Source organism: Panacagrimonas perspica (assembly GCF_004364935.1).
GTDB lineage: Bacteria > Pseudomonadota > Gammaproteobacteria > Nevskiales > Nevskiaceae > Panacagrimonas > Panacagrimonas perspica.
The window spans coordinates 1,097,649-1,111,742 of record NZ_SOBT01000009.1 but is presented as its reverse complement, the minus strand read 5'-3'; the positions used below and the strand labels follow the sequence as shown (position 1 = coordinate 1,111,742).

Below are 14,094 nucleotides of genomic sequence, written 5' to 3'. Positions count from 1 at the left end.
ATCGCGGGGGCGGATCTCCGCCGCTCCGGCTGTTCGCTGCTCCTGCGTCTCGCCGGATCGCATTCCGGCGACTGTCGATCGCAGGCCTCCACCGGCGATGTGTTTCGCGGCGGGACGTTGGAACAAACGGATCGGCGTTGCGCCTGCCGTAAGGAGGGTCTTTGGATCCCCTCCTTTTGAGGACGGAAAAATCGCGAAGACCCTACTCAACAGGCACGACGAAACCGCATCCGAACGGACGCGGTCTTCGTAGGCGAATGGTTTTCCCGCGGCTCGCGCTATCGAGCCGAGGCGCGTTCCGGCTTGCGGCTTTCGCCTTCCTCGGCGATCAGTCCCATCTGGCGGGCGGCGGAGACGGCGGCGAGCCGGCTCACGACGCCGAGCTTGCTGTAGATGTTCCGCAGGTGCCACTTGAGCGTCCCTTCGGTGATGAAGAGAACGTCCGCCAGCTCGCGATTCGACAGCCCGGACTGAAGCTTCCTCAACACCTTGAGTTCACGCGTGGTGAGCTCCTGCCCGATCGGCGCCGTCCCCGCTTCACTCGAGGTTTCGCTGCGCGGACCAAAGGCCTTCTGCACCTGCTGCAGATAGGCCACGCTCGCAGGACTCAGCGCATCGCCACGCTGTTCGCGATACGCCGTCAGCAAGCGCTGCAGCGGCGGTCCCTCGTCGGCGAACACGCGGATGTAGCCCTGCGACATGGCGACGTCCAGCGCTTCCTGGACGATCGCAAACGTGGCGTGCAGGTTATCTCCCTGCTGTGTCGCCATCGCCTTGAGCAGCAGCAGCTCGACCTGCTTCCTGCGCTGCCGCGTTTCGACTGCGTGCGCGAGTGCCGGTGCGATCAGTTCCAGCGCGCGGGCGGACCGGTTGGTCAGCAGCGCCGCACGCGCCTCGATGCGGCTCGCCTTGTCACGCAGGACGTTGTCGAACTCGCGGCCGGCCTTGCGCGATGCCGAGCATTTCAGATCGTCCCAGACCACCAGCGCCTGGTTGATCTCGCCGTGGCGCAGCAGCAGGTCGATGCGCTCGGCGGCGACGGCGATCGCCAGGCGCGGAAGATTGTGCGCCCAGCCCAGCACCTCGCCCTCGGCCAGCGTCTCGAGGGCGTCCATCTGCGATCCCTGCGAATTCTGGATACGCGCCAGCGCCACGTAGCCCATGATCAGCGAGTCGACCGAGCACTGCTCAACGAGCGCGGTGAGTCCGTACTCCAGCGCCGCGCCTGCTTCGTCGATGCGATTCATCTCGTACAGCAGGTAGCCCCGCATCGCCTGCAGCATGATCTCGGCGGGCGTCTGTCCGCCCAGATGCGTCGCCACTTCGGCGACCGCCTCGTCGCATTCGTAGAGGGCCTGTCGCACCTGGCCCTGCTTGGCGAGCGTCGTGACCGCCCACATGTCGGCCCAGGCCGCGACGTAGTGCGCCTTGACCTCACGCCAGTAGCGCTGGCCCAGCCGAAGGTGGTGCAGGGCTTCCTCGAAATCGCTGCTCGCACTCAGTCCGCATCCGATCAGGACGTGCGCGATGCCCAGGTCCATCTTGTCGCTGTCGGGCCAGCGCTCGATCCAGTTGCGCACCTTCGGTGCGAGACCAACCCACTGGTCGCGCAACGTCAGCTGGATGTAGCGCTCCAGCTCGACCGCGCGGACGACGTAGTCCCGCTGCGACGAAGGATCGAGGACATCGCGCGAATTCTGCTCGGCGACTTGTGCTTCGAGGCCATGGAGGATCGCGTCGGCCTCTCCATAGCGTCGGACGACATTGAGCGACCACACGCGGATGCACTGGATCTTCGGAAACCGGTTCAGGTGCTCGGGGGGCAGCTTGTTGGTCCAGTACAGGAACGTGGAATGCCGCCCGTAGTTGCGGGCCTCCATTCGCGAGTAGCGATCGATCAGCGCGGCGGCCGCGTCGATGTCGCCGACGTCCAGGCTCAGGTCGATCGCAGCATCCACTCGCCGGTTGGCATCCATCCATTCGAGGGCGCGCCGGCTCTGTTCCGCGATGGCGACCGGGTCCTCGCGATTCACCCGCGCGAGCAGGAACTCCCGGACCAGTGGATGCAGCGCATACGGAAGCGCGGGATCTCCGCTGCGGCTGAACGGCAGCGCCCGACGCTCGAGGTCATCGAGAAGACTCCGCGCGTCCGCCATGCCGGTGGCCGCTGCCACCAGGCTCACGCTGAAACGGCGCAGCAGCGAGATCCGGAGCAGAAAGGTGGCGGACCGCTCGGGCAGGCGCGACAACAGCACATCGCTCAGGTATTCCGTCAGCGCCTGGCGTCGATCCACCATGCCGCGCAGGAAGGCGTCCTGGTGATGCGGATCCTCCTGCAAGGTCATCGCGATCAGGCGGATGACCGCGGGCCAACCGTGTGTGCGTTCGACGATGCCGTTGACGAGCGCCGGGCGCGGATCGACGTCGTGCTGTCGCAGAAGAGCCGCCACTTCGGCATCGTCGAACGCGAGCTGCGACGACGCGAATCGCGTGAGGCGTCCTTCCAGCAGCGCCTCGCTGACCAGCGAGGACTCCTGTGTTCTGCCACTGAGAACGAGGCCGAGTCCCCTCGGCTGATTGGCGATCAGCAAGCGCAGGATCGGTTCGGACGCGCTGTCCGCCAGCCAGTGGATGTCGTCGATGAACAGGACGGTGCGATGACTGCGCGATGCGATCTCGGCGAGCAGCGCCATGATCACGGCGCGCTTTCCCTTGGTGCCCGCTCCGCCCAGCAGCATCTGGCTACGCTGGGCATCCGCAGGAGCGACGGCGTGAAGAAGATCGATCGTCAGCTTGTCGCCGTCGCGATCATCCTCGGCAACGACCAGCCACACGACTTCGGATCCGCGTGCGACGACGTCCTTGCGCCACTCCGACAACAGCGTCGATTTTCCGTAGCCGGCCGGCGCGGTCACCGTGACCACGGGTTTTGGCTGCTCGAAGAAGGCCTCGGACAGCTCCCATCGCTTCGCCTTGAGAATGCGCTGAGCGGATGGCTTCATCGGCGAACCCTTCTATGGCCTGGCTTCGAGCAGGAGCCTTGCTTGCACCCGTGCACAGACGCATGCGCGGCGCGACGTCCAGCTGTCGCGCCGCCTCCAGCCGTCGACTGCGCGCGACGGTTTCATCGCGTGCCGCTGCGTTTCATGCGTGGACGTTCGCGCGCGCGGGATGCACCTCGACGAAATCCACCTTGTCCCGCACCGCGCAGTCGGGGCACGACCACGTGAAAGGGATCTGTGCCCAGCGCGTGCCTGCTGCGAAACCCTGCGACGCATCGCCGTTGGCTTCCCGATAGGTGTAGCCACACCCGGGGCACTTGTAGGACTTCGGCGCTGCGTTCGCCGTCACGGAGACGCTGGCAGTCGGCGACGACGCTGCTTGCGCAGGCGCTGCAGCCGGCAGCGCCTTGGACGCGTCAGGAACGCGCGAGTACTTCTTGAACAGCGCGTCGCGCTTGCCTGGATCGAGGTTGATCCTGTTCAGATCGAAGTCATACATCTGCAGTATTCGCGGGTGCATCACCGCGCGCCACAGCGGCGGAAACATCGCGAGCCAGAACATGCCCGGATAGCCATTGGGCAGCGTCGGCAGGTTCGGATAGCTGCGCAATACCTGGTAGCGACGCGTCGGATACGCATGGTGATCCGAGTGGCGCTGCGCGTGCATGTACATGATGTTCGTGGCGACGTGGTCGGTGTTCCACGAATGCTCCGGTCGCACGCGCTCGTAACGTCCATCGGGCAGCTTCTTGCGCAACAGGCCGTAGTGCTCGATGTAGTCGATGATCGCCAGGAAGAAGTACGAGGTGAACGCCACCGCGGCCAGGTAAGGAACGACGGCGAGGCCGAAGATCGCCGTCAGGATTCCGTAGGTGACCAGCGAGATCAGCGTGGGCTGGATGAACTCGTTGCCCAGCGACCACACGCTCTTGCCCTTGCGGGACAAGCGGTCCTTTTCGAGCTGCCAGGGGCGGCTGAAGGTGCTGTGCGGCAACTGGCGCATCAGCATGAAGGCGTAAAAATTCTCGCCGAAGCGCGCGGAGCCGGAATCCTCCGGCGTCGCCACGTCGCGATGATGGCCGCGGTTGTGATCCGTCATGTACTGGCCGTACACGCCGGTCGCCAGTGCGAACTTCGACAGCCAGCGTTCGAGACTGCCCTTCTTGTGACCCAGTTCGTGAGCCGTGACGATGCCGTACGCGCTGATCAGTCCGCAGGACAGCGTGACGCCGATGTATCCGAGCACGTCGAGCGGCTGGGTCGCCACGGCCCACGCACCGACGATCAACGCGAGGTAGTGGAAGACGACGCAGAAGTAGGTGAGGTATCGATAGTACGGATCGGATTCCAGCCGCGGCACCGCCGGCTCGGGCGCGTTTCGGGTGCTGGTGCCGATGACCAGGTCCAGGATCGGCATGCCGATGAACAGGAACGCTGGCACGAGCCAGAACCACGCGGTGTGTCCGGTCTGCAATCCCAGCGCGATGCTGATCGCGGGCATCAGCAGCCAAAGCGGATAGAACAACCACGCGTGCCGCTTGGGGTCTCGGTACGTTTCGGCCGACGACAGGTCCGGCACCGGGTTCACGCGCATATCCATCGCTAGCTCCTCCGCCTCATCGATTGCCCCCTTCCGGTGACGAAGCTGCGCTGGGCAGGCGACCTGTCACCTCGGAGTCTGCTCGGTATTTGAGGCGATTCGCGGTGCGCACGCGCCTTTCGAAAGGAGGGTCTTTTGTGGTGCCGGGCGAGCGGGGGAAACACTCACGCACGACGGGCCACAGGGTGTCGCGGCGTCGACGGGCCGCGTTCTTTCGTGTCCGGATCAAGGCGTTATCCGGCGGCGCCGTGGTCGCCCGGCGGGTTAGCGCCCTATCGGGAAAGCGTGGACCGATCGAACAGCGGACCCGCGATGGGCCGCAGCGGACTTTGCTCGGGGACGTGGAACACGGATTCGAGCAGGAAGGGATCGTCGAAGTGGGCGCGGCCGACGTGGGCGATGGCGTGCCGACCGAGCTGCCGCAACGCACCCGGCTCGTGGATGCCACTGGATCGCCCACCGATGGGATCGGGACCATGGGGCCCTTTCACCAGGCCGTCGGGACCGAACAGGCTCTGCGTTCCGCCCGAGGGCGACGGCATCATGAAGAGATCTTCCAGCCGCACGATCTCGTACGTCTTTTCCGTGGCGCCTTCCACATCCGACAGCGCCGCCACGCGCTGCACGGCGTGCGAATGGGCCTGGAGCCGCAGCGTCGGAAGACGTCCGGGTGCCGGTTCCGGCGCGATGACGGGAGGCTCTTCCAGATTCTCTCCCGCTCGCGATACGAGAGGCTGGACCGGATACCACTCGTGCCCGTAGCCCGATGTATGGATGCGCTCGTACACGAGCGGATGCGCGTCACCATCCAGCGTCACCCGCCAGATGAAACCGTCGAGTGGAGCTCCCTCGCCTTCACCGCGAAACCAGAAGAAGTAATTGAACTGCGGCAGCACGCGGTGGCCGACGCGCGTGAAGGTGATGTAGTAGTGAACGCGGTGTTGCGAAATCTCTGCGGCGGCACCCGATGCGGTCAGGACCGGCTGCGCGAGGACATCGTGCTCCGACGCGGTCTCGATCAGCAGATGCGGCGCATGCGCCAGGGTCAGCGCTCGCCACTGCCCGTCGGTGAGCGCGGGGAATCCGAGTTCGTCGGTGATCGCACCCACTTCGAAACTCGAGATGTCCGACACGTCGCCTTCGAGTTGCGGCTTCCACAGCGTCGGCGTTGCCTGTCCGCTTCGGCGAACGAGGGATTGCCGGTAGGCCTCGTCGAGCGTGTGCTGATAGGCCGCGACGCGCGCCTTCATCCTCGGCGCGTCGACCGCGTAGAGCCCGACGATGCGCTGAAGCGTCGAGTACTCGTCAGGCGGCTGCACGGCATCGACGAGACGTTTCAGCGCATCGGGATCGTCCATGAATTCGACGGCCGCGAGCGCACCGCCGCAGCCGTGAAAGCGCAGGTTGGACTCCGCCGTCTGATGCGCGGTGAACCCGAGGTTCCGATACTCGACGTCGCGCGCTTCCTGATCGAACTCGCGCATTCGCCGCATCCAGCCGCCGATCTCGTCGATCGTCCTGACTTCGCGCGCCATCGATGCCGTGATCCGGTCGGTGCGGAAGTAGGGATAACCGGGGACGCGGTAATAGGCGCCGTTGCCTTTCCCCGCTGCTTCCACGCGCGCGTCCATGTCGGCGTACTCCTGCCGACAGGTGCGGAATTCCTCGAACCATCCCTGGAACGGGTCGACGACGTCCGCGTCCTCCCCGTTCAACGAGGCACAGGCCGTGAGCAGCAACAACGGAAGCGCGGCAACTCGGATTCCTTTCATCGGGGCTCCAGCGATTCGCGGCACGCTCAGTCGGTCGTCAGCAGACGTTCCCAAAAGAGGTCGATCCGCGGCATGAATCCCGGACCGGCACCGAATAGTGCCATGCGGCCCCTCACGCTCTGCACGACTTCTGGAATTGCTTGCGGCACGCGTCATCCATCACGAGACCCCACCCGTCAAAAAACGAGAACGGGCTTGATCACCGCGCCGGACTCGGCGGCAGCCGCCGCTTCGTTGATCTTGTCGAAAGGGAACGATCGGATCATCCGGTCGAACGGGAAGCGCCCGTCGCGATAGAGGCTCAGCATCTTCGGAATGAAGGACTGGGGGTCGGCATCGCCTTCGATGATCGAGCGGATCACGATGCCTCGCGTCAACAGTTCGAGAAGATTGAACGTGACCGTATCGGTTGCGTTCGGGACGCCGAGCAATCCGAGGACGCCGTTGATTCCCAGCACCAACGCCGCCGTTTCGATCACCTTGGCGTTCGCAGTCGTGTCGATCGCGTGTCGTGCCCCGCCTGCCGTCGATGCCTTGATGCGATCCACGAGGTCGGGTTCCGCAGACGGCTGAAGCGTGATCGTCGCGCCCAGCTCGCAAGCCAGGCGACACCGACCTTCATTCGGCTCGACGACGATGATGGGACTGGCCCCGACCGCCGCGGCTGCCAGCACCGCGCTGATGCCGACCGCCCCTGCGCCGAAGATCACGACCGACTCGCCCTCGCGAACCTGCAACGAGTTGAGCACGGCACCGGCCCCGGTCATGACACCGCATCCCAGCGGGCCGAGCAGTTCCAGCGGCAGATCGCGCGGCACCGGCACGACATTGGTTTCGTGCGCGATGGCGTGCGTCGCGAACGAGGACTGACCGAAGAAATTCGCGAAGATCTTTTCGCCGTCGACGCTCAGCGCCGTGGTGCCGTCCGAGACGCGGCTGCCGGAGAGATTGCGCGGCATGAACTGATCGCAGTGAGCCGGCACCTCGTCGTGGCATCCGGCGCAGGATCCGCACGAATCGAAGCTGATGACAACCGGGTCGCCTGCGCGCACGCGCGTCACCTTTTCGCCCACCGCTTCGATGATGCCGGAGCCTTCGTGCCCGAGGACGATGGGCATCGGCAATCCGAAGCCGTCGCGGCACACCAGGTCCGTGTGGCAGATGCCCACGCCGACCATCCTGACGAGGACTTCGTGTTCACGCGGAGGCGCGATCTCGATGTCTTCGATCTCGAACGGGCCGCCGATCGTGCGCACGACCGCCGCCCTGGCCTTGGTGTTGCCCATGATTCCTCTCCTCCTGTTTTTTAGTGACGTTCTTCCCGAGAAAAAAAGAGGGGGGCGGAATGCGTTACCGCCCCCTGTAACCGCTCTCGCGGGGAGGAAATCGAATCCGCAGTCCTGTCGGATCTCGCGGAGTGTTCTGTCGGCGATGAATCGCAGCGAACGATTGCGCTCGCATCAACGCCTGTGCGCGACATTGCCCCAATCACTCAGGACGCGCGCCTCTCGAAAGGCAGGGTTGAATGCCCCTCCTTTCGCAGCAGCGGCCTTACACCTCGACCATGAAGAAGTCGGACTTCGGTGCCGAACAATCCGGGCACGTCCACGTCTCCGGCACGTCTTCCCAGCGAGTCCCCGGCGCGATGCCGTCGCCCGGAAGGCCCAGGGCTTCGTCGTAGTAGAAATCGCAGGTGGCGCATTGCCACTGCTTGAAAGGAGTGTCGGCCATGACGGGAGAACGGCGGGGAGGGATCGCGGCGTCGGCGCGCGTCCCGGCATCTGCCAGCGAAGCACCACGCGTTCCGCCTTCCTGGTCGCTGCGACGGCGGCGATGAGACGGAGAATTAGAGCGCAGCCTCTCGGGCCGACGCGCCCGTCGAAAGGAAGGTCTTGCGGTTGATGGCGGCGGTCATTGCCTCATGGGCGCATCCGCGCGCCACAAAAAAGCCCGATCGGCGAAACATCCGATCGGGCTTTGAATGACTGCGTTTGGTGCGCTCGAGACGATTCGAACGTCCGACCACTGCCTTCGGAGGGCAGTACTCTATCCAGCTGAGCTACGAGCGCGTTACGGCGGAAGTGTAGCGGAGGCACCCTGCGGCAGCGACCTGCCTGCGATGGGAATCAAGCGGCGGCCGTCACGGGCCGCTTCTTTGCGAGTTGTTCGAGGGCGCCGATGATGTGCGAGATCTCTTCGTCGCTGTGCGCTGCGCTCAGGCTGATGCGCACGATGTTCGTGCCGATGGGCGTCGCCGGCGGGATCATCAGGTTGGTGTACACGCCCGCATCGAGCAGCCCCTGCCATTGCGCCTTGGCCTCCTCGCGTTCGCTGAAGACCAGTGCGGCAACCGGACCCGGCGTCGTCGTGCCGACGCGATAGCCCAGGCGCTCGAGCTCCGAGTACAGCCGGCCGACGTGACGCCACAGCTTCGCGCGCAGATCGTGCCCTTCGAGCACGCGATCCAGCGCGCAGCGCGTGGCGGCGATGACGCCCGGCGGCGGCGAGGCCGTGAAGATGTAGGGGCGGCTCGCCATGCGGATCAGTTCGAGCTCCGGATGACGGCTCACGCAGAAGCCGCCGACGCCGCCCAGGCTCTTGGAGAACGTGCCGACGATGAAGTCGACCTTGTCGAGCAGCCCCAACTCTTCGCAGATGCCCAGACCACGCGCGCCGTACAAGCCGAACGAGTGCGCCTCGTCGACGATCAGCCACGCGCCGTAACGCTTGGTGATCTCGGTGATTTCCGCCAGCGGCGCACGATCGCCGAGCACGCTGTAGAGGCTTTCGACGACGACCAGGGCGCGCGAGGCGTCGGCTCCCAGCCGCGACAGATGCCGTTCGAGATTGTTCGGATCGTTGTGGCGAAAACGGATCGTGGTGGCTTGGCTCAGGCGGCAGGCGTCGTGAATGCTGGCGTGGCTGTCGGCATCGATGACCAGCGTGTCGCCGGTGCTGGCGAGTGCGGACAAGGCTCCGAGGTTGGCCTGGTATCCCGTCGAGAACACGATCCCGGACGGCCAGCCGAACGCACCGGCCAGGGCTTCTTCGAGATCGCGGTGCCCAGCGTAGTTGCCGCTCGCCATGCGCGAACCGGTGGTGCCGGTGCCCATGGCCTCGATCGCGGCTATCGCGGCGGCGCGACAGCGCTCATCGAACGTCAGGCCGAGATAGTTGTTGGTGCCGGCCAGCACCACCTTGCGTCCCTGGATGCTGGCCGAGGTCGCGGAGTGCACCTGGTCCATCGGCGTTGCCACCGATGAGACCTGTGCGCCGTCTCCGAGTGCTTTCTTGAGTTCGGCCAGAACCTTGAATTTGTCGAACAGGCTCACGCGGATTTGGGTTCCTTGAGTCGGACGATGCCGGCACAGAGCTGGTCCAGCGTACGCGCGTCGGCCAGCGTCTCCACCGGGACGGACACGTCGAGGAGATCTTCGATCTCCATGACCATGTCCATCACCTGAAGAGAGTCGAGGCCCAGTTCGCTCGTGAGATCGGTGCTGCCGTCGATGCCTGCGGCATCCGGACGAACCGATTCGAGCGCCGCACGTACCGCTTTTTCGACCGTCGAGGCCGTATCCGTCATCGAACCTGTTTCCTTCGTGCCGTGAGCGGTGCCTTGCCGACGGCTGTCGCCGCCAGGGCGGTGCTCTGGTAGGAAATTATCGCAAAGCGGACGAAGGCCAACCAGTTCGGCGCATTGGGGCCTCCGAGGAGGCCCGATGTTGAGCCGCCGGCGTTACGGCGCGAAGTCGGCCGTTTCGCCCTTGCGCATACGTGCGCGCGCGCCGTCGCTGATCAGGGCCCGCGGGGCATCCTTCCAGCGCTCGCCGCTATGGCGTTCGAGGAATTCCTTGCGCGCCGTGCTGCGGGACAGCTTGCCGGACGAGGTGCGCGGGAGCGTGTGCGGGGGCACCAGTTCGATCAGGCAGTGAATGCCGAATTCACCGTAGATGGCCTGCTGCAGACGCTGGACCAGTGAGGCCAGCGCAGCCGCATCGGTTTCCCTGCACTGCACGACCAGCACCGCCACTTCGCCGCCGTCCTCGCCCGCAATGGAGAACGCGGAGGTGTCCGTGGGACGCACTTCGGGCTGTTGCTCGGCCAGCAGTTCGATGTCCTGCGGCCAGATGTTGCGCCCGTTGATGATCAGCAGGTCCTTGGCGCGGCCGGTGATGTGAAGGTTGCCGTTGACGCGGTAACCCAGATCACCCGTGTTCAGCCAGCCGTCGATCGACAGCGCTTCGCGCGTGGCGTCGACATTCCCGAAGTAGCCCGACATGACGCTGGGTCCACGCAGGAAGATACGGCCGCAATGACGATCGGGCAGAAGACCGCCACGCTCGTCGCGAATCTCGACCTCGAAGCCCGGCAGCGGCTCGCCGCAATTGATGTAGCCGCTGCTGCGCGAGACGTTGGCGCCCACCGCGCGAGCCTCGCCGTGCATCGACAGGTATTCGCCGTCGACATGGTCGATCTGCGAACCCGTACCGATCGGCGCGAAGCTGACACCCAGCGCACACTCGGCCATGCCGTAGCTCGGCAGGAAGGCCTTGGCGTCGAAACCGGCGGGAGCCAGCACGTCGGCGAAGGTCTGGAGCCATTCCGGATGAATCATTTCGGCGCCGACACCCGCCACGCGCCAGGACGACAGGTCCAGGGCCTCGGCATCCTTCTGACGCAGCCGGCGCGCGCAGAGGGCGTAGCCAAACGGCGGGCTGAACGAAATCGTGGCGCGGTTCTGCGACATCAGCTTCAGCCACAGGCGCGGGCGCATGGCGAACTCTCGCGTGGCGAGGTAGTCGACCGAGCGCTGCGTGGCCACGCAGCCCAGCACGATGCCGACCAGACCCATGTCGTGGTAATACGGCAGCCACGAGCAGAAGCGGTCACCCGCTTCCATGCGGAAGCCGTGGTTGAAGATCGCTTCCAGGTTATTCAGAACCGCGGACTGCTTGATCATCGTGCCGCGCGGAAAGCGCGTGCTGCCCGAGGTGTACTGGAGATACGCCAGCTCGTCGGGCTTGGGCGCCTTGGGCAGCGCGGGCGCGGCCTCCAGTGCCATGAATTCGGAGCGCGTGCCGGCCAGCTTCATCGGCAGGCCCTGGGACGCCTCACGCAGCATGTCGACGAAGTCCGCCGGAGCGAAGGCGGCGCTGGCCTGGCAATCGCGCAGCATTTCATGCAGATGACGCACGTAGGCGTCACGGCCGCCCAGGTGGATCGCGGCAGGCAGCGGCACCGGAACGACGGCCGCGTACTGGCACGCGTAGAACATGACAGCGAAGTCAGGATGCGTGTGCGCCACGAGCGCCACACGGCTGCCCCGGCCAAAACGCTGCAGGCGAAGCGCGAGTTCGCGTGCCTGTTCCCGCAGTTCGCGGTAGGACAACGCGGCCGAGAGTTCGCCACGTCCATCGTAATAATTGAAGCCGGTGGCACCCTGTGCGGCGTAATCGAGCGCGTCTGTCAGCGTGGCAAAGTCCGCGCGACGAAGCTCGATCCCGCTCTCCGTGGGGGTCAAACGGTCAATTGCAGCCAAGGCACCGTCCAATCAAGAACTCCGGCATGTACCCAGAATCGAGCGCGATCGCGCCGACTGCTCGCACGCTTCGGAGGTCAAATCCCCGTAAGCGCCCCGTAAGCGAAACTCGGCGTCGGCCACTGTAATGTCTGCGCAACGAGTGCGCAATTTCATTGCCATGTCCAAGTCTGGGCGTCCGACGACCGGTTGTCCCCTCAGCGGGCCGGACCATCCAGGAAGCTGGCGAGGTCCTGAAGCGTGGGGTAGTCGAAGAGATCCATGACGTCGAGCCGGCCTGGAAAGGCCTCATCGATGCCTTCATGGAGTCGTGCCAGAGTCAGCGAACTGAGGTTGATCTCGAAAAGATTGGTCGCCGGATCGATGCGCTTGTCCGGGATCAACCGCTCGCAAAGCTGTTGCAGACGCCCCAGCGTGGTGCCCTGATCCGATGTGCCGGCCTCTGGAACATCCGCCGTCGTATCCATGAGGGGCGCCAGTTCCGCCCTCACCGCCTCGAATTCGCCCGCTTCGAACGCCCGCGCCAGCACGTGCCGCTGCAACTTGCCGCTGGTCGTCTTCGGGATGCGGGTGACGGGCAGCACGTGCGCCACCTGCAGGCCGGTCTGCTGATTGAGGACCCGCCGCAACTCGCGCGCGGTCGGCGCGAAGGCCGCGACATCGCCCCGATGCAGAACGAACACGACCAGTTCCTCGCCGCCTTCGGCCTGCGCAGCGCGCGCGCCCACGGCGACCACCTTGTTGGTCTCGACTCCCTCGACCTGTTCGGCGATGCCTTCGAGGTCGTGCGGATACCAGTTCTGGCCGCTGACGAAGATCACGTCCTTGGTGCGGCCGGCGATGACCAGCTCGCCGTCGACGACAACGCCGAGGTCCCCCGTATCGAGCCAGCCGTCCGCTGCGATCGCGGCCTGGGTGGACGTCTCATCGCGGAAATAGCCGCGCGTGACGTTGTCGCCCTTGATCAGCACGTGCCCCAGCACCCCGTCGGCGACCGGCGCACGTTCCGGGTCCGCGATGCGCACCTCGGTCCCTGGCACCCCGGTGCCGAGCCGGACCAGCGCCGCGGCCTGCGGCGCGTCCGCGGAGAGGCGACGAACCGGCTGCCCGACACTGAGCGCCGCTCGATCCAGATGGACGATCCCCAGCGCGCAGCCGGGCTTCGGGAAGGTCACGGCGAGGCTCGCTTCAGCCAGGCCATAGACCGTGAACATGCTGTCGGCACGCAGGCCATGCGGCTGCATCGTCTGCAGGAAGCGCTGGCACAGCTCAGCCGAGATCGGTTCGGCGCCGTTGAACACCAGGCGCACGGCCGACAGGTCCAGGCCCTGCGGATGCTTGGCCTCGTACTGCTTGAGGTAGTGCTGATAGCCGAAATTGGGCGAGCACAGCACCGTCGCGCGCAGCTCGGTGGCCTTGGCCAGCCACAGCAGCGGCCGGCGCGCGAACAGCTCGGTGCGCATCACGGCGTGCGTGACGCCGCCGGCGATCATGTGCAGGTGGAAGCCGATCAGCCCCATGTCGTGGGTCAGCGGCATCCAGCTCAGGGCGACGTCGCGGTCCGTGAACTGCGCGGCCTGGCGGATCGACGCGATGTTGGCCGTGATGTTCCGGTGCGTCAGCACGACGCCCTTCGGATCGCGGGTCGAGCCGGACGAATACTGGATGAATGCGGTGTCGTCGGGCGCAGCGGTATGTTCCAGACCGGGCGCGCCCGTCACGTCCAGCGCGCCTGCCTGCAAGGTCTGCGGCTGCATGCGCGCGTAGGCATCGACCAGTCCCTGTGCCGTGGCGAACGCATCCATCCGCTCGAGCGTGCGCGCGTCGCTGAAGATCCACGCACGCTCGAACTGGGCGAACACGCGGAACAGCTTGCGCCGATGCTCGTCGCTGACGCCCACGGCGATCGGCACCGGCACGATGCCGCCGAGCACGCCGGCCCAGAACATCTCCAGGAAGCGCTCGTTGTCGTTCACGAACAGGATCAGCGCGTCGCCGGCCTTCAGGCCCTTGCGCTGCAGCGCGCCGAGCAGGCGTAGCGCGCGACGGCGCAGCTCGACGAAGCTCAGCGCGCGTTGGTCGTCCTCGCCGTCGATCAGCAGCAGCTGGCGGTCATCGCGCTGGTTGGCCGGCAGCGCGGCGGAAAGCGTTTCGAAACGGGACTCGGACGGGGGCACG

The 14,094-nt window shown here is 65.7% G+C and carries 9 protein-coding genes and 1 tRNA gene; all 10 read right to left on the bottom strand.

All coding sequences use genetic code 11. From position 1 onward, the window contains the following. Positions 1–278: 278 nt before the first annotated feature. The 10 genes from DFR24_RS16490 to DFR24_RS16445 all read right to left on the bottom strand — a co-directional run bounded on the left by DFR24_RS16490 (position 279) and on the right by DFR24_RS16445 (position 14,093). Complete coding sequence (locus DFR24_RS16490) at positions 279–3,002, bottom strand: LuxR C-terminal-related transcriptional regulator (RefSeq protein ID WP_133882471.1); 2,724 nt, start codon at positions 3,000–3,002, stop codon at positions 279–281. Between the two features lie 142 nt (positions 3,003–3,144). Then, the gene (locus tag DFR24_RS25175; RefSeq protein ID WP_136249388.1) at positions 3,145–4,602 is read right to left on the bottom strand and encodes a fatty acid desaturase; all 1,458 of its coding nucleotides are present in this window, start codon (positions 4,600–4,602) and stop codon (positions 3,145–3,147) included. Positions 4,603–4,874: 272 nt separating this feature from the next. Beyond that, complete coding sequence (locus DFR24_RS16480; protein WP_133882470.1) at positions 4,875–6,374, bottom strand: hypothetical protein; 1,500 nt, start codon at positions 6,372–6,374, stop codon at positions 4,875–4,877. A 176-nt stretch (positions 6,375–6,550) separates the two neighbouring features. Further along, positions 6,551–7,660, bottom strand: a complete 1,110-nt coding sequence (locus DFR24_RS16475) for an NAD(P)-dependent alcohol dehydrogenase (protein ID WP_133882469.1) — start codon at positions 7,658–7,660, stop codon at positions 6,551–6,553. Positions 7,661–7,925: 265 nt separating this feature from the next. Further along, positions 7,926–8,105 carry a rubredoxin gene (locus DFR24_RS16470; protein ID WP_133882468.1) on the bottom strand — a complete coding sequence of 60 codons (180 nt, stop codon included), beginning with the start codon at positions 8,103–8,105 and terminating at the stop codon, positions 7,926–7,928. A 261-nt stretch (positions 8,106–8,366) separates the two neighbouring features. Further along, positions 8,367–8,443 (bottom strand) — tRNA-Arg (locus tag DFR24_RS16465). Positions 8,444–8,500: 57 nt separating this feature from the next. Further along, positions 8,501–9,706, bottom strand: coding sequence for a serine palmitoyltransferase (gene spt, locus DFR24_RS16460; RefSeq protein ID WP_133882467.1), 1,206 nt, complete (start codon positions 9,704–9,706; stop codon positions 8,501–8,503). Further along, the gene (locus tag DFR24_RS16455; protein ID WP_133882466.1) at positions 9,703–9,960 is read right to left on the bottom strand and encodes an acyl carrier protein; all 258 of its coding nucleotides are present in this window, start codon (positions 9,958–9,960) and stop codon (positions 9,703–9,705) included. The genes spt and DFR24_RS16455 overlap by 4 nt, the downstream gene beginning before the upstream one ends. Before the next feature lie 153 nt (positions 9,961–10,113). Further along, positions 10,114–11,898, bottom strand: a complete 1,785-nt coding sequence (locus tag DFR24_RS16450) for a fatty acyl-AMP ligase (RefSeq protein WP_210772516.1) — start codon at positions 11,896–11,898, stop codon at positions 10,114–10,116. A gap of 215 nt (positions 11,899–12,113) precedes the next feature. Next, on the bottom strand, positions 12,114–14,093 hold the full coding sequence (locus DFR24_RS16445; RefSeq protein ID WP_162851263.1) for a non-ribosomal peptide synthetase: 1,980 nt from the start codon (positions 14,091–14,093) through the stop codon (positions 12,114–12,116). Position 14,094: the final 1 nt, after the last annotated feature.